The organism is Pseudomonas sp. Pse35, assembly GCF_024519715.1.
In the GTDB taxonomy this organism is placed as follows: domain Bacteria; phylum Pseudomonadota; class Gammaproteobacteria; order Pseudomonadales; family Pseudomonadaceae; genus Aquipseudomonas; species Aquipseudomonas paracarnis.
In genome coordinates, this window is sequence record NZ_JALJRP010000036.1 from 42,131 (window position 1) to 57,761 (window position 15,631).

Here is a 15,631-nt window from a genome sequence, read left to right on the forward strand (position 1 = left end):
ACATTGTCCGGTTTTTTTATGCCCAACTGCTTATTCGGCAGCCGGAGCTTCTGGCTTGCGGCGCTTGAGCGGCGCCATGCCGTCCTTGCTGACGAGCGACAGGTTGTCGGTCTTCGGCCGGTTGGCGATCTTGCGCTTGGTCGGCGACTTGGCGCCGGTTTTCTTCTTGTCGCCCTTGGCGTCGGTCTTTTTCTTCTTCACGCCAACGGCCTTGCCCGACGCCTTGACCTTCTTCGGCCCGGTGTACGTGCCTTTGACTTCCTTGATGGTGCGGCGCTCGAACGACTGCTTCAGGTAGCGTTCGATGCTCGACATCAGGTTCCAGTCGCCGTGGCAGATCAGCGAGATAGCCAGGCCATCGTTGCCGGCCCGTCCGGTACGGCCGATACGGTGCACGTATTCGTCGCCGCTGCGGGGCATGTCGAAGTTGATCACCAGGTCCAGGCCGTCCACGTCGAGACCGCGTGCGGCAACATCGGTGGCCACCAGGATCTTCACGCCGCCCGCCTTGAGACGGTCGATGGCCAGCTTGCGGTCCTTCTGGTCTTTCTCGCCGTGCAGCACGAACGCCTTGTATTCCTGCGCAACCAGGCGCCCGTAGATACGGTCGGCGGCGGCACGGGTGTTGGTGAACACGATGGCCTTCTGGTAGGTCTCGTTGGCCAACAACCAGTTCAGGATCTGTTCTTTGTGCACGTTATGGTCAGCGGTGACGATCTGCTGACGCGTGGTGGCGTTCAGGTCGCTGACGTTGTTGACCTGCAAGTGCTCAGGGTTGTTCAGCACCTTGGCGACCATATCGCGCAGGGTCGAACCACCGGTGGTGGCGGAGAACAGCATGGTCTGCTGGCGGTTGACGCACTCACCGACCAGACGTTGCACATCATCGGCAAAGCCCATGTCGAGCATGCGGTCGGCTTCGTCGAGCACCAGCACTTCGACTTCCTTGAGGTCGAGGTTGCCAGCGTTGAGCTGCTCGATCATGCGCCCTGGGGTGCCGATCAGGATGTCCGGTACCTTGCGCAACATCGCGGCCTGGACCTTGAAGTCTTCGCCACCGGTAATGATGCCGGACTTGATGAAGGTGAACTGCGAGAAGCGCTCGACTTCCTTCAGGGTCTGCTGGGCCAGCTCGCGGGTCGGCAGCAGGATCAGGGTCTTGATGCTGACGCGCACTTTGGCCGGGCCGATCAGGCGGTTAAGTACCGGAAGGACGAAAGCGGCGGTCTTGCCGCTGCCGGTTTGCGCCGTCACCCGCAGGTCACGCCCTTGCAGCGCGAGCGGGATGGCCGCTGCTTGCACAGGCGTAGGCTCGACAAATTTAAGCTCGGCCACGGCTTTAAGCAGGCGTTCGTGCAGGGCGAATTGGGAAAACACGGGTGCTACCTCGAAGAAATACAAAATATCAGCTGCATAGGTTACCGGTTTCGGGCGCCCAAACCGAGTTTCTTTACGCGAACGGGGCTAATCAGCTGCTTTTTTGTCAGCGATTTTGTCCAGAGCGTCAACTTTGTTGCACTTAAATGCTCTAATCGCCCCGTGTTGTCTTACAGAAGAATCGGTTCACTCATGGATATCAAACAGCTCTGGCTCAACGTCCAAGACCTTTGGGGCGCCCTCGATGAACACCCGGTCCTGCATTCCAGCCTAGGCTTGCTGGTGTTGCTGGTGGTGGCATTGGTGGTGGGAAGGGTCGCCCGTTACCTCATCCTGCACGCGGTCAAATTGCTCGGCCGGCAGCCGGCCCTGCACTGGCTGAACGACCTGCGGCATAACAAAGTCTTCCATCGCCTGGCGCAGATGACGCCATCGCTGGTGGTCCAGTTCGGCCTGTACCTGGTGCCGGACCTGAGCAAGACCGCCATTCTGTTTATCGGCAACGTCGCCCTGGCGATCACCATTCTGTTCATGGTTTTGGCCATGAGTGCCCTGCTCAACGCGCTGCTGGATATCTACGCACGCACCGAACACGCACGCACCCGCTCGATCAAGGGCTATGTGCAACTGGCGAAAATGGTGCTGTTCGTGTTCGGCGCGATCATCATCGTCGCCACCCTGATCGACCGCTCGCCGCTGTTGCTGCTGTCGGGCCTGGGTGCGATGTCGGCGGTGATTCTGTTGGTGTACAAGGACACGCTGCTGTCGTTCGTCGCCAGTGTGCAATTGACCAGCAACGACATGCTGCGCGTCGGTGACTGGATCGAAATGCCCCAGGTGGGTGCCGATGGCGATGTGGTGGACATCACCCTGCACACGGTGAAGGTGCAGAACTTCGACAAGACCATCGTTTCCATCCCCACCTGGCGCCTGATGTCCGAGTCGTTCAAGAACTGGCGTGGCATGCAGGCCTCCGGTGGGCGCCGTATCAAGCGCAGCCTGTACATCGACGCCAGCGGCGTACGCTTCCTGAACGACGAGGAGGAAGTGCGCATGACCCAGGTGCACTTGCTCAGCGGCTATATCAGCCGCAAGCAGGCCGAACTCAAGGCCTGGAACGAGGCTCAGGGCCACAGCGCGCAACTGTCGGCCAACCGTCGGCGCATGACCAACCTCGGCACCTTCCGCGCCTACGCACTGGCATACCTGCAAAGCCACCCGGACATCCAGCCGAACATGACCTGCATGGTGCGCCAGATGCAAACCACCGCCCAGGGCGTGCCGCTGGAGATCTACTGCTTTACCCGCACCACGGCGTGGGGCGATTACGAGCGGATCCAGGGCGATATCTTCGATTATCTGTTGGCGGTGTTGCCGGAGTTCGGGCTGAGCCTGTATCAGCAGCCGAGCGGCAACGACCTGCGCGCCGGCGTGCTGCCGGCATTGGCCGGGGCCACGCAGGTACCCGTCGCCGAAACGGCATGAGGTGATGCAAACGGGATTACGGCAGTGACGCCGTAATCTCCTTGCGGCAAACCTCAAGCACTTCATCGGCCAGTGCGGAATCATCCGGGCACGCCCGCGACAGCATGATTGCGCCGATGGCATGGGCCATGCTGTCGAGCATTTTCGCGCGCACGCCTTCTTGTGGCGTCTCATGAGCTGCGTTGTACTTTGCTTCCAGGGCCTGCAGGGTATTTTCCAAACCGTCGGCAAAGGTCGCCTTCAGCGTGTCCGATTGACGGGCGGCATCGGCACACAACGCCGCCAATGTGCATCCGCCGCCGCGATGGTCGCGGTGCTGCCTGGACAGGTAAACCTCGAAAAACTGCTCCACCTCCATCTCCGCGCTGTCGGCCAGTGACTGCGCCAGACTGTTGGCGGCTGCTTCCGCCATCAAGTCCGCCTTGGAACCGAAGTGCTTGTAAAAGCCGCCTTGGGTAAAACCGGCCGCAGCCATCAACTCGGCCACGCCCACCCCATCGAAACCCCGCTCGCGGAACAGCTCGGAAGCTGTCGCGACGATATGGGCCCGATTGCTCTGTGACTGCGCCTTGGTGATCTTCATGTGTATGGTCCTGCCAGCTTGCGAGATAGGCATATTACTATGATGTCGATCATAATCAAAACCGTTGACAGCTTTGATTATGATCGACATCATAAAACCTCCTCGCACTCACAGAGCATCACACCATGAGCACTTCCACTACCGTTCTGATCACTGGCGCTTCGACCGGCATTGGCGCCGCCTACGCCGAACGCTTTGCCGCACGCGGCCACGACCTCGTACTGGTCGCCCGTGACATAGCGCGCCTGGAAGCGCTCGCCGCCAGGCTGCGTGAGCACCACGCCGTCAGCGTTGATATCCTCCCGGCCGACCTGACCCAAAGCGCTGACTTGGCCGCAGTTGAAGCGCGCCTGCGCGATGACGCCAGCATTGGCACGCTAGTCAATAATGCAGGCGCCGCGCAGTCCGGCAGTTTTATTGAACAGTCCACCGAAAGCGTCGTGCAGTTGGTCGCCCTCAACACCACGGCGCTGGTACGCCTGGCCAGTGCCATCGCCCCGCGCCTGGCGGCAGCCGGCAACGGCGCTATCATCAACATTGGCTCGGTAGTGGGCCTGGCCCCGGAATTCGGCATGACGGTGTACGGCGCGACCAAGGCGTTCGTGCTGTTCCTGTCCCAAGGCATGAGCCTGGAACTGGCGCCCAAAGGCGTGTACGTGCAAGCCGTGCTGCCCGCTGCCACGCGTACCGAGATCTGGGAGCGTGCGGGCATTGATATCAACACCCTCACGGACGTGATGGAAGTGGGTGATCTGGTGGACGCAGCGCTGGTCGGTTTCGACCGCCGCGAGCCGGTGACCATTCCGCCGTTGCAGGACGGCGCCCGTTGGGACGCGTTGCAGGCTGCGCGGCAAGGCTTGCTGGCGCAGATCAAGCAGTCCCAGGTTGCCGAGCGTTACCTGGCCAACGCCTGATCAACCGGTAGCAGGCGTGCTCCGCGCCTGCCCTTCTCACCGAAGCAACGAGCGTTGAACCATGAAGGCATTTTCCATCGAACGGTACGGCAAGCAGCCCGGCCGCCTCATCGAAACCCCCGCGCCTGTTGTGGGTGAACATGACGTGCTGGTCCAGGTGCGGGCCAGCAGCGTCAATGTGCTGGATGCAAAGATCGCCAAGGGCGAATTCAAACTGATCCTGCCCTATGCATTGCCGTTGACACTGGGCAACGACCTGGCCGGCGTGGTGCTCAGCGTCGGCGCTGCGGTACGACGCTTCAAGCCGGGGGACGAAGTCTACGCTCGTCCGCCCCAGCAACGTATCGGCACCTTCGCCGAGCGGATTGCCGTGCACGAAGACGCACTGGCGCGCAAACCCGACAACATCACCATGGAGCAAGCCGCGTCCCTGCCCCTGGTCGCGCTCACGGCGTGGCAGGTGCTGGTGGAAACCGCGAAGCTGAAGAAAGGCCAGAAGGTGTTCATTCATGCGGGCTCAGGCGGGGTGGGCAGTATCGCCATCCAGCTGGCCAAGCATTTGGGCGCTTTTGTCGCCACCACCACCAGCACCGCCAATGTGGAGTGGGTCAAGGCGTTGGGCGCGGATGTAGTGATCGACTACAAACAGCAAGCCTTCGAGGCCGTGCTGCGGGATTACGATGTGGTGCTGAACAGCCTGGGCCCGGATGCGCTGGCCAAGTCACTGAAGACTCTCAAGCCCGGCGGTCAGCTCATCTCCATCTCCGGGCCGCTGACGCCCGCCTTCGCCCGCGCCCAGAACCTGCCATGGGTATTAGGCCTGGTCATGGGCCTGTTGAGCAGCGGTATCCGCAGGAAAGCACGCAAGCAAGGCGTGAGCTATGAGTTTGTCTTCATGCGTGCCAGTGGCGCACAACTGGATGAAATCACCGCGCTGGTCGAGTCCGGCAGTATCCGGCCGGTTATCGACCGTACCTTTCCGTTCGAATCCACAGCGGCGGCCCTGGACTATGTCGAACAAGGCCGCGCCAAAGGCAAGGTAGTGATCACGATGGAGACGACACCGCCCGACGTACACCCAGCCGGCTGATCCAAACCGCCCCCAGAATCACCAGACCGCCCAGGGCCAAACGGCCCAGCGGTTCGTGCTGGTTCCAGATCAGCAGGTTCAGCAGCAACCCCACCGGCACATGCAGGTTGTTCATCACCGCCAGGGTACCGCCATTGACCAGGCAAGCACCCTTGTTCCACCAGTACATGCCCAGCGCGGTGCTGACCAAACCGAGGAACACCAGCACACCCCATTGCAGCGGCGCTTGCGGCAGGAAGTCAGCCTTGCCGAACAGCAGGAACGCCGGCAACACCACCAACAAGGCACCCAGGTAGAAATAACCGAAACGCCGGAAGTGCGGCTGGTCACTGGGATAACGCGCCACCAGGTGTTTGTACATGACTTGCCCGGCGGCGTAGGTGAAGTTGGCCAATTGCAGCAGCAAGAACCCCATCAGGAAGTGCGGGGTGATCTGATCGAAACGAATCACCGCCGCACCGCCCACCGCCACCAGGGCCGCCACCAGCGCCCAGGGATTGAAGCGGCGATTAAGCGCGTCCTCGATCAGGGTCACATGCAGCGGCGTGAGGATGGTGAATAGCAGCACTTCCGGCACCGTCAGCACGCGAAAGCTCAGGTACAGGCAGACGTAGGTCACGCCGAACTGCAATGCACCGATCACCAACATGCCGCGCATGAACGCGGGCTCCACCGAGCGCCAGCGCGTCAGCGGGATAAAGATCAGCCCGGCCAGCACCACGCGCACCAGCACCGCAAAGTAGCTGTCGACGTGACCGGCGAGGTATTCGCCAATCAAGCTGAAGGAAAATGCCTGAATCAGGGTGACAACCAGTAAATAGCCCATGCGCGCCTCGTTTCGAATGGGCGCGACATTAAAGCTTTTTGGAGGTTGAAGAAACTCGGCGCAAAAAAAACCCGACCTCGCTAAAGCGGCAGTCGGGCAGGAGCACTCAGGAGCAAAAAGTGCAAAGGGAGGTTCGATACGCGTACTTGAAGGGTTTGCGTGGGGCTATATAAGCAGCACGGGATTATCTGACGATTAACGCCTCAGGCCACCTGGGCCAGCAGTGCCTTGGCGTGATTGACGCCCTTCTCCTGGAAGTCGCCGCCCAGGTTGACGCCTTCGGCGTGAATGAAGGTGACGTCATGAATGCCAATAAATGCCATGACCTGGCGCAGGTACGGTTCCTGGTGATCCGAGGTAGCACCCGTGTGAATACCGCCGCGTGCGGTGAGCACGATGGCGCGCTTGCCGGTCAACAGGCCCTGGGGCCCAGTGGCGGTGTATTTGAAAGTCACACCGGCCCGCAACACGTGATCCAGCCAGGCTTTGAGGGTGCTGGGGATAGCGAAGTTGTACATCGGCGCGGCCATCACCAACACGTCGGCGGCCAGTAGTTCGTCAGTCAACTCGTTGGAGCGGTCCAGGGACACCTGTTCGTCGTCGTTACGCTGCTCCGCCGGTTTCATCCAACCGCCCAGCAGGTTGGCATCCAAATGGGGTACCGGATTGAGCGCGACGTCGCGCACGGTGATGTGGTCTGCCGGATGGGCGACTTGCCATTGGCTGATGAACTGTTGGGTGAGCTGGCGGGAAATGGAATCCTGCTGGCGCGCACTGCTTTCGATGATCAGGACATTGGACATGGCTTCGTAGGCTCCATCGGTAATTGCTGTAAGTCGATGGAGAGAAGGTTAACCAGGGCCCATTCGATAAAAAAGCGCAAAAAACTGCTACAACCCATCTAGAAATTCGTTTATAAGCGGAGTATTCCTGTGGGCATGCCCCGCTACCGCTTTATTTTGGGGCGCAGTCCAAGGCAATGCGCATCTTGATGATGGCGCGGTTGAACTTGACCGTGGTGTTGGTGCTTTTGCCTGCCGGCACAGTCACGGTGCGACGGCGTGGCGATTCCGGGCCGTTGGTGAAGGTAACCTTGCACACAGCGTCCTGGGTACCGTAGTTGTTCAGCTGGATCGAACTGATGTCGCCGTCCACATCGGAGGCGGTGTAATCAATGCTCACGCCATCGATCTTTTTCGTCACGTCGATAGGGTAGGCAAACGCGCTCATCGGCAGCAGCGCCAGCAACACACAACACAATTTTCTCATTCGGCAGTCTCCAATAAGGACCGCCAGCTTAGGACAAGAGGAGCTCATCTTGAAAGCGCCCCGCGTTACCCTCGATCAATGGCGCACCTTGCAAGCCGTGGTCGATCATGGCGGCTTTGCCCAAGCCGCCGAAGCGCTGCACCGTTCGCAATCTTCAGTGAGCTACACCGTAGCGCGCATGCAGGACCAACTCGGTGTCCCCTTGCTGCGTATCGACGGGCGCAAGGCGGTGCTGACCGAAGCCGGTGAAGTGCTGCTGCGCCGCTCCCGCCAACTGGTGAAAAACGCCAGCCAACTGGAAGACCTCGCCCATCACATGGAGCAGGGCTGGGAAGCCGAAGTGCGCCTGGTGGTGGATGCCGCCTACCCCAGCGCACGCCTCGTTCGCGCGCTGACCGCCTTTATGCCCCAAAGCCGTGGCTGCCGGGTGCGCCTGCGCGAAGAAGTGCTGTCCGGCGTCGAAGAGTTGCTGCTCGACGGCATGGCGGACCTGGCCATTTGCGGGTTTATCATCCCGGGCTACCTGGGCACGGAAATGAGCGATGTGGAGTTCGTCGCCGTGGCCCACCCCGATCACTCGCTGCATCGCCTCAACCGTGAGCTGAGTTTCCACGACCTGGAGAGCCAGATGCAGGTTGTGATCCGTGACTCGGGCCGCCAACAACCGCGCGACGTCGGCTGGCTAGGCGCCGAACAGCGCTGGACCGTCGGCAGCCTCGCTACCGCCGCCACCTTCGTCGGCAGCGGCCTGGGCTTTGCCTGGCTGCCCCGGCACATGATCGAGCGCGAACTCAAGGAAGGCGTGCTCAAGCAGCTTCCCCTGGAAAAAGGTGGCAGTCGCAACCCGACGTTTTACCTGTACTCCAACAAAGACAAACCCTTGGGGCCCGCCACGCAGATCCTCGTGGAATTGCTGCGCACCTTTGACACCGCTCCCCTGGACGCGCCTTTCGCCGCTCCCCAACAAGCCTGAAACGGAGTTCATCCATGGCCTGGTTCGATCATGAAGGCTGCAGCCTGCATTACGAGGAATACGGCCATGGCAACCCCCTGATCCTGATCCACGGCCTGGGCTCCAGCAGCCAGGATTGGGAACTGCAAATACCGGTACTCGCCCGGCACTACCGCCTGATCGTGGTTGACGTGCGCGGCCATGGTCGCTCGGACAAACCCCGGGAGCGCTACAGCATCAAAGGGTTTACCTTCGACCTGGTCGCCCTGATCGAACACCTGGACCTGCCAGCGGCCCACGTGGTGGGTTTATCCATGGGCGGCATGATCGCCTTCCAACTGGCGGTGGATGAACCCCTGCGGGTCAAAAGCCTGTGCATCGTCAACAGCGCGCCTGAGGTCAAGGTGCGCAGTGCCGACGACTATTGGCAGTGGGCCAAACGCTGGACCCTGGCCCGCGTGCTCAGCCTGGGCACCATCGGCAAGGCCTTGGGCGATCGGCTGTTCCCAAAACCTGAGCAGGCCGACCTGCGCCGCAAGATGGCCGAACGCTGGGCAAGCAACGACAAACGTGCTTATCTCGCCAGCTTCGACGCCATTGTGGGCTGGGGCGTGCAGGAACAACTGTCGAGAATTGCCTGTCCAACCCTGGTCATCAGCGCCGACCATGACTACACCCCCGTGGCGCAGAAAGAAATCTATGTAAAACTGCTGCCCGATGCGCGGCTGGTGGTCATCGAAGATTCCCGCCATGCCACGCCCTTGGATCAACCCGAGGTCTTTAACGCGACCTTGCTCGAGTTTCTAAAGACCGTCGAAACCACTACCCAGGATCACTGACCCATGCTGAAAAAAATCGCCTTCTTTGCCGGTTCCGCCCTGTTCGCTGCCAACCTGATGGCGGCCGAGCCGGCCAAGGCGCCACACGTGTTGCTCGACACCACCAACGGCCAGATTGAAATCGAACTGGACCCGGTCAAGGCGCCGATCAGCACCAAGAACTTCCTGGCCTATGTCGACAAGGGCTTCTACACCAACACGATCTTTCACCGCGTGATCCCCGGCTTCATGGTCCAGGGCGGCGGGTTCACCCAGCAAATGGCGCAAAAGCCGACCGAAGCACCGATCAAGAACGAAGCCAGCAATGGCCTGCATAACGTGCGTGGCACCTTGTCCATGGCTCGCACCAATGACCCGAACTCGGCCACCAGCCAATTCTTCATCAACGTGGCCGACAATGCCTTCCTCGACCCGGGCCGCGATGCCGGTTATGCCGTGTTCGCCAAAGTGGTCAAGGGCATGGACGTGGTCGACATCATCGTCAACTCCCAGACCACCACCAAGCAAGGCATGCAGAACGTGCCTATCGATCCTGTGATCATCAAGTCGGCCAAGCGCATCGACTGAGGTCCGCAGGCAGCTTTGCACGGTGCCCGCATGGCACCGTGCACCTTTGAAAGGAGAGCCCGCCCGGCGGGCGTCAAACCTAATGCTCTATCGTCGTTTTGAACAACTGATCGATATTTTCCGCGACGCCCCCAGCGCGGCCCCTCCCGAAAAAGTCCTGCCCTTCTATCTCTATTACCTGCGCCAGGTGTGGCCGTGCTTCGCCGCGCTGCTGGTGGTGGGGCTGGTCGGCGCCCTGATCGAAGTTGCGTTGTTCAGCTACCTGAGCCGCATCATCGACCTGGCCCAGGGCACGCCACCGGCGAATTTTTTCCAGATCCACAGCGCCGAGCTGATCTGGATGGCCGTGGTCGCCCTGTTGTTGCGCCCGCTTTTCAACGGCCTGCATGACTTGCTGGTGCACCAGACCATCAACCCTGGCATGACCAGCCTGATTCGCTGGCAGAATCACAGCTACGTGCTCAAGCAGAGCCTGAATTTCTTTCAAAACGATTTCGCCGGGCGCATCGCCCAGCGGATCATGCAAACCGGCAACTCCTTGCGTGACTCGGCGGTGGCGACCGCGGAGGCTATCTGGCACGTGTCGATCTACGCCATCAGTGCCCTGGTGTTGTTTGCCGAGGCCGACTGGCGGCTGATGATTCCGCTGATCACCTGGATCGTTTGCTACAGCCTGGCCCTGCGTTACTTCGTACCTCGGGTGAAAGAACGCTCGGTGATTTCCTCCGAGGCGCGCTCCAAACTGATGGGCCGAATCGTCGACGGCTACACCAATATCACCACTTTGAAGCTGTTCGCCCATACGCAGAACGAACAGGAATACGCCAAGCAAGCGATCATCGAGCAGACCGAAAAAACCCAACTGGCCGCCCGCGTGCTCACCAGCATGGACACCGTGATCTGTATTCTGAACGGCCTGCTGATCGTCACCACTACTGGCCTGGCCCTGTGGCTGTGGACCCAGTCGCTGATTTCCGTGGGCGCGATTGCCCTGGCCACCGGCCTGGTGATCCGCATCGTCAACATGTCCGGCTGGATCATGTGGGTGGTCAACGGCATTTTCGAAAACATCGGCATTGTGCAAGACGGCCTGAAGACCATCGCCCAGCCACTGGCCGTTATCGATCGTGAAAACGCTCCGCGCCTGACGGTACCCCACGGCCAGGTACGCTTTGAGCAAGTGGACTTCCACTACGGCAAGAAGAGCGGAATCATTGGCGGCCTCAACCTTGAGATCAAGGCCGGGGAAAAGATCGGCTTGATCGGCCCATCCGGCGCGGGCAAGTCGACGCTGGTCAACCTGCTGCTGCGCCTGTACGACCTGCAGGGCGGGCGCATCCTCATCGACGGCCAGGACATCGCCGAGGTCGCCCAGGAGAGCCTGCGTGCACAAATCGGCATGATCACCCAAGACACCTCGTTGCTGCACCGCTCGATCCGCGACAACCTGTTGTATGGCAAGCCCGACGCGACTGACGAAGAACTGTGGGCGGCGGTGCACAAGGCCCGCGCCGATGAATTCATCCCGCTGCTGTCGGATTCCGAGGGCCGCACCGGGCTGGATGCCCATGTGGGTGAACGTGGGGTGAAACTCTCCGGCGGGCAACGCCAGCGTATCGCTATCGCCCGCGTGCTGCTCAAGGACGCGCCGATCCTGATCATGGACGAAGCCACCTCTGCGCTGGACTCTGAAGTGGAAGCGGCGATCCAGGAGAGCCTGGAAACCTTGATGCAGGGCAAGACGGTGATCGCAATTGCACACCGGTTGTCGACCATCGCACGAATGGACCGCCTGGTGGTGCTGGAAAAAGGCCAGATTGCCGAAAGCGGCAGCCATTCCGAGTTGTTGGCATACGGCGGGCTTTATTCGCGGTTATGGCAGCATCAGACCGGGGGTTTTGTCGGAATAGACTGATTTTGCTGAGTAAAGCCCCGCTCAATTCCGAACAATTCTGACAGCTTTCTCTATCTGGCTGGTCTTGCGACACAATCCTGCTGTACTGCAATCAGGCCCCAGGAGGGCCCTGATTTAAGGCAGCAGGGAAGCCACACAGACCGTTAATCAGATAGAGCAATCTAAGGAAGTGTTCATGTCACTGTTCAAACGTTCCGTAACGGAAGGACTGGGTACGTTTTGGCTGGTGTTGGGTGGCTGCGGGAGTGCGGTGTTGGCCGCAGCGTTCCCCAACGTCGGCATCGGCCTGCTCGGGGTGTCCCTGGCTTTTGGGCTCACGGTGCTGACCATGGCATTTGCCATCGGGCATATCAGCGGCTGTCACCTTAACCCAGCCGTCTCGGTGGGGTTGGTGGTCGGCGGCAGATTCCCGGCCAGGGAGCTGCCGGCCTACATTGTGTCGCAAGTGATCGGTGGCGCCATCGCCGCCGCACTGCTGTACTTCATCGCCAGCGGCAAACCCGGGTTCGAACTGGCCTCCGGGCTGGCAAGCAATGGTTATGGCGAGCATTCACCCGGTGGTTATTCAATGGCGGCAGGCTTTGTCTGTGAGCTGGTGATGACGGCGATGTTCGTGCTGATCATCCTTGGCGCCACCGACCGTCGAGCCCCGGCAGGCTTCGCGCCCATCGCCATTGGCCTGGGGCTGACGCTGATCCACCTTATCTCCATCCCGGTGACCAACACCTCGGTCAACCCGGCCCGCAGCACAGGGCCTGCGTTGATTGTCGGCGGCTGGGCGCTGCAGCAATTGTGGCTGTTCTGGCTCGCGCCCATCCTCGGCGCGGTGATCGGCGGCATTACGTACCGATGGGTGGGTGCAGAAAAAACAGCTTGACCCAATCCCTGCAGGAGCGAGCTTGCTCGCGAAAAACGCCAACGATGACGCGGTGCATACAGCTGTAATCCCGCGTCGTCTGCACGTTCTTCGCGAGCAAGCTCGCTCCTACAGGGTGTTTCACGTGCCGTCAGAGTGCCGATAAGGCAGGGCCGCCCTCGCCTCTTCGGCATACGCCAGAACCCCCACCCGTTCGCGCTCAAGAAAATCTTCCACAGCGTTCTTCAACCCCGGGTGGCGCAGGTAGTGCCATGACCGCGTAATCACCGGCTCAAACCCGCGAATCAATTTGTGCTCGCCCTGGGCACCCGCATCGAAGCGTTGCAGGCCGTGGGCGATGGCGTAGTCCATGCCTTGGTAGAAACAGGTCTCGAAATGCAGGCGGTCGAATTCCGCCAGGCAACCCCAGTAGCGGCCGTAGAAGCTGTCGCCACCGATCAGGCTGAAGGCCATCGCCACCGGGCGCGTGCCTTGTTTGGCCAAGACTACGCGTATGGCTGTGGGCATGCGCTCAGCCAACAGGCTGAAAAATGCGCGGGTCAGGTAGGGCGATTGCCGACGCACCGCGTAGGTGTTGGCGTAGCAGGCGTAAACAAAATCCCACTGGGATTCGCTCAGCTCATGGCCTTGCAACCACTCGAACTCGATACCCTGCCCTGCCACTTGTTCGCGCTCTTTGCGCATCTGTTTGCGCTTGCGTGAACTCAGGGCGTCGAGGAAATCCTGGAAGTCGCGGTAACCACGGTTCTGCCAATGAAACTGACAACCCAGGCGTTGCAACCAGCCGGGGTGTTGGGCCATGGCTTCATCGGCGAGGGCATCGGTAAAGTTGATATGGGCGCTCGACAGGCCCTCGATCTCCAGATACCCCGGCAGGCTATTAAGCAATTCGAAAGCGTCTGCGGCACTGGCAGCCAATACGCGCGGCCCACCGACCGGGCTGAACGGCACGGCCGTCAGCAACTTGGGGTAATAGTCGATGCCGGCGCGCTCGCAAGCGTCGGCCCAGCCGTGATCGAACACGTACTCGCCATAAGAATGCCACTTGCGATAACCCGGCAATGCCGCCATCAACCGGTCGCCTTCCCAGTGCAGCAAGTGCTCCGTCTGCCAGCCCGAATGCGGGCCGATGCTGGCGCTGTCTTCCAGCGCACTGAGAAACCCATGCTGCATAAACGGCTGGGCCTGTGGCATCAGGGCATCCCACGTGTGCGCAGCGATATCGGACAGGCTGTCCAGGCGTTGCAGCGGCATCGGCATCCTCATTGTTTCTTGGCATGAAAACCTGGGGATTATCGCTGATCACAGCCGCGCACACATCCTCAAAACACGCGGACAGACGTCAAAACCCTTAGTTCCGTTGCGTAACGATTTGTCATCTAGATGAAATCACTTAGCCACTACTCCGTCATAAACGGTCGCGATACTGACGCCAGTTTTTAGAGCGTCCGGGTCTACCGGGCGACATTTTTTCCGTCCGTCATGGGTCGGTTGTGTCCTGGAGGGTGTTGCCCTCCCTCCTCACTTTCGGAGATTGATATGCGTCTTGCTTCCACTAAAACTGCGGCGGTCCTGTGTGGCGGCCTGTTGCTGGCACTGAGCGTTCCGGCCAGCGCTGCAGTCGACGCTAAATTGCTCGACATGCTCAAGGCCAACGGCCAGATCACCGCGGCGCAGTACACCGAACTGCAAATGGAACTGGCCAGGGATCAGAAAGAGCAGCAGATCGCACGCCAGGCTCAACAAGAGACCAACGAGCAGATCGCGGCCACTGCGAAAAAAACCAACGAGCTGAGCAGCTTCGACCAGAAATTGGCTTGGGCAGCCAAGACCCAGTTCAAGGGTGACGTGCGCTTCCGCCAGGAAACCATCAAGATCGACGGCGAGCCCAACAACGGTGGGCGTGACAAAGACCGTCAACGCATTCGTGCCCGCCTGGGTGCCTACACCGAAATCAACCCGCAGGTGGACACTGGTATCCGTATCGCCACCGGCGGCGGCGATGATGCACGCTCCACCAACCAAGACCAGGATGGTTACTTCGATAAGAAGTCGATCTGGCTGGACCTCGGCTACATCGACTACCACCCGGACCAGATCAAGAACCTGCACGTGATCGGCGGCAAGATGCTGCAGCCGTGGGTGAACATGGGCGATGTGATCTGGGATAGCGACATCAACCCTGAAGGCCTGGCCGTCACCTACAAATACCCACTGGGTAGCAGCGCTGAGCTGTTCGGCAGCCTGGGTAACTACAACCTCAAGGACAACGTGGACGGTGACGGCGTGCAATTTCGCCATGACCTGCGCCTGACGTCCGGCCAGTTGGGCACGCGGTTCTCGGTCACCGACAACCTGAAAATGACCTTGGGCGGCAGCATCTACGCCTACAAGAATGACGAAGACAGCCGCTGCACAACCACCACCACGCCTTGCGCATTGGCGGTCAACGGCAACTCGGCCAACAATGAATTCCGCTTGTACGAAGGCTTTGCGCAAGCAGACATCGGTGGCCTGGCCGTGCCGCTGTCGTTCTACGGCCAGTACGTGAAAAACAACGATGCGGTGACCGACCAGGACACCGCCTGGTTGCTGGGTGCCAAGTCCAAGGTGTTCGGTTTGAACCTGGACTACAACTACCGCGACGTTCAACGTAACGCCGTCGTAGGCGCCTTCACCGATTCGGACTTCGCCAACGGCACCACCGGCTCGCGCGGTCACAAGATGAAAGTCAGCTACGACATCGACAAGAACTTCGCCATCGGCGCCACCTACTTCCTGACCAAGGCTGACTTCGCCAGCCGGACCCAGCGGGATGCCGATACCAACACCTTGCAGCTGGATGCTGAAGCCAAGTTCTAACGCTTAGCATGTAGGAGCGAGCTTGCTGTGGCGAGCAAGCTTGCTTGCGCTGGGGTGCGAAGCGCCCCCAAAAGC

At 60.4% G+C, this 15,631-nt stretch carries 15 protein-coding genes; 9 read left to right on the forward strand and 6 right to left on the reverse strand.

All coding sequences use genetic code 11. The features are described from left to right. Positions 1–30: 30 nt before the first annotated feature. Entirely contained in the window at positions 31–1,377 is a 1,347-nt protein-coding gene (locus tag OC445_RS23160; RefSeq protein WP_003193110.1) for a DEAD/DEAH box helicase, read from the reverse strand. Between the two features lie 192 nt (positions 1,378–1,569). On the opposite strand from OC445_RS23160, the gene OC445_RS23165 reads away from it, so the two are divergent. After that, a complete protein-coding gene (locus OC445_RS23165) occupies positions 1,570–2,862 on the forward strand; it encodes a mechanosensitive ion channel family protein (RefSeq protein ID WP_034128301.1) in 1,293 nt (430 codons plus the stop codon). Between the two features lie 16 nt (positions 2,863–2,878). On the opposite strand, the gene OC445_RS23170 is transcribed toward OC445_RS23165, so the two are convergent. Next, the gene (locus tag OC445_RS23170) at positions 2,879–3,445 is read right to left on the reverse strand and encodes a TetR/AcrR family transcriptional regulator (protein WP_034128300.1); all 567 of its coding nucleotides are present in this window, start codon (positions 3,443–3,445) and stop codon (positions 2,879–2,881) included. A 125-nt stretch (positions 3,446–3,570) separates the two neighbouring features. Here OC445_RS23170 and OC445_RS23175 point away from each other — a divergent pair, with 125 nt between their 5' ends. Continuing rightward, entirely contained in the window at positions 3,571–4,359 is a 789-nt protein-coding gene (locus OC445_RS23175; protein WP_034128299.1) for an SDR family NAD(P)-dependent oxidoreductase, read from the forward strand. A gap of 61 nt (positions 4,360–4,420) precedes the next feature. After that, entirely contained in the window at positions 4,421–5,449 is a 1,029-nt protein-coding gene (locus OC445_RS23180; protein ID WP_262020375.1) for an NADP-dependent oxidoreductase, read from the forward strand. On the opposite strand, the gene OC445_RS23185 is transcribed toward OC445_RS23180, so the two are convergent. The 3 genes from OC445_RS23185 to OC445_RS23195 all read right to left on the reverse strand — a co-directional run bounded on the left by OC445_RS23185 (position 5,406) and on the right by OC445_RS23195 (position 7,544). Further along, the gene (locus OC445_RS23185) at positions 5,406–6,275 is read right to left on the reverse strand and encodes a carboxylate/amino acid/amine transporter (RefSeq protein ID WP_034128297.1); all 870 of its coding nucleotides are present in this window, start codon (positions 6,273–6,275) and stop codon (positions 5,406–5,408) included. The two genes, OC445_RS23180 and OC445_RS23185, sit on opposite strands and share 44 nt — an antisense overlap. Positions 6,276–6,478: 203 nt before the next feature. Next, the gene (locus OC445_RS23190; RefSeq protein WP_044275035.1) at positions 6,479–7,078 is read right to left on the reverse strand and encodes an FMN-dependent NADH-azoreductase; all 600 of its coding nucleotides are present in this window, start codon (positions 7,076–7,078) and stop codon (positions 6,479–6,481) included. A 151-nt stretch (positions 7,079–7,229) separates the two neighbouring features. Next, complete coding sequence (locus tag OC445_RS23195) at positions 7,230–7,544, reverse strand: 3-phosphoglycerate kinase (RefSeq protein WP_034128295.1); 315 nt, start codon at positions 7,542–7,544, stop codon at positions 7,230–7,232. A 49-nt stretch (positions 7,545–7,593) separates the two neighbouring features. Here OC445_RS23195 and OC445_RS23200 point away from each other — a divergent pair, with 49 nt between their 5' ends. The 5 genes from OC445_RS23200 (at position 7,594) to aqpZ (ending at position 12,694) form a co-directional block, all read left to right on the forward strand. Further along, positions 7,594–8,517, forward strand: coding sequence for a LysR family transcriptional regulator (locus OC445_RS23200; protein WP_003193120.1), 924 nt, complete (start codon positions 7,594–7,596; stop codon positions 8,515–8,517). Between the two features lie 14 nt (positions 8,518–8,531). Further along, positions 8,532–9,335: an alpha/beta fold hydrolase gene (locus OC445_RS23205; RefSeq protein WP_054920239.1), complete on the forward strand. Its 804-nt coding sequence runs from the start codon at positions 8,532–8,534 to the stop codon at positions 9,333–9,335. Positions 9,336–9,338: 3 nt separating this feature from the next. After that, positions 9,339–9,902: a peptidylprolyl isomerase gene (locus OC445_RS23210; RefSeq protein WP_034128293.1), complete on the forward strand. Its 564-nt coding sequence runs from the start codon at positions 9,339–9,341 to the stop codon at positions 9,900–9,902. A gap of 82 nt (positions 9,903–9,984) precedes the next feature. Then, positions 9,985–11,817 (forward strand): ABC transporter ATP-binding protein, encoded by a 1,833-nt coding sequence (locus tag OC445_RS23215; RefSeq protein ID WP_054897840.1) that lies wholly within the window; start codon positions 9,985–9,987, stop codon positions 11,815–11,817. 175 nt (positions 11,818–11,992) lie between these two features. Further along, positions 11,993–12,694, forward strand: a complete 702-nt coding sequence (gene aqpZ, locus OC445_RS23220) for an aquaporin Z (RefSeq protein ID WP_054897841.1) — start codon at positions 11,993–11,995, stop codon at positions 12,692–12,694. Between the two features lie 120 nt (positions 12,695–12,814). On the opposite strand, the gene OC445_RS23225 is transcribed toward aqpZ, so the two are convergent. Further along, the gene (locus OC445_RS23225; protein ID WP_060772935.1) at positions 12,815–13,948 is read right to left on the reverse strand and encodes a GNAT family N-acetyltransferase; all 1,134 of its coding nucleotides are present in this window, start codon (positions 13,946–13,948) and stop codon (positions 12,815–12,817) included. Positions 13,949–14,233: 285 nt separating this feature from the next. Between OC445_RS23225 and OC445_RS23230 the strand changes: the two genes are divergently transcribed. Next, the gene (locus OC445_RS23230) at positions 14,234–15,556 is read left to right on the forward strand and encodes a putative porin (protein WP_003193136.1); all 1,323 of its coding nucleotides are present in this window, start codon (positions 14,234–14,236) and stop codon (positions 15,554–15,556) included. The last annotated feature ends 75 nt before the right edge of the window (positions 15,557–15,631 follow it).

Coding starts and splice junctions, on each gene's coding strand:
- OC445_RS23230 (WP_003193136.1), top strand. CDS start 14,234: ATGCGTCTTGCTTCCACTAAAACTGCGGCGGTCCTGTGTGGCGGCCTG.
- OC445_RS23185 (WP_034128297.1), bottom strand. CDS start 6,275: ATGGGCTATTTACTGGTTGTCACCCTGATTCAGGCATTTTCCTTCAGC.
- OC445_RS23180 (WP_262020375.1), top strand. CDS start 4,421: ATGAAGGCATTTTCCATCGAACGGTACGGCAAGCAGCCCGGCCGCCTC.
- OC445_RS23215 (WP_054897840.1), top strand. CDS start 9,985: ATGCTCTATCGTCGTTTTGAACAACTGATCGATATTTTCCGCGACGCC.
- OC445_RS23195 (WP_034128295.1), bottom strand. CDS start 7,544: ATGAGAAAATTGTGTTGTGTGTTGCTGGCGCTGCTGCCGATGAGCGCG.
- OC445_RS23165 (WP_034128301.1), top strand. CDS start 1,570: ATGGATATCAAACAGCTCTGGCTCAACGTCCAAGACCTTTGGGGCGCC.
- aqpZ (WP_054897841.1), top strand. CDS start 11,993: ATGTCACTGTTCAAACGTTCCGTAACGGAAGGACTGGGTACGTTTTGG.
- OC445_RS23175 (WP_034128299.1), top strand. CDS start 3,571: ATGAGCACTTCCACTACCGTTCTGATCACTGGCGCTTCGACCGGCATT.
- OC445_RS23170 (WP_034128300.1), bottom strand. CDS start 3,445: ATGAAGATCACCAAGGCGCAGTCACAGAGCAATCGGGCCCATATCGTC.
- OC445_RS23205 (WP_054920239.1), top strand. CDS start 8,532: ATGGCCTGGTTCGATCATGAAGGCTGCAGCCTGCATTACGAGGAATAC.
- OC445_RS23225 (WP_060772935.1), bottom strand. CDS start 13,948: ATGCCGCTGCAACGCCTGGACAGCCTGTCCGATATCGCTGCGCACACG.
- OC445_RS23190 (WP_044275035.1), bottom strand. CDS start 7,078: ATGTCCAATGTCCTGATCATCGAAAGCAGTGCGCGCCAGCAGGATTCC.
- OC445_RS23210 (WP_034128293.1), top strand. CDS start 9,339: ATGCTGAAAAAAATCGCCTTCTTTGCCGGTTCCGCCCTGTTCGCTGCC.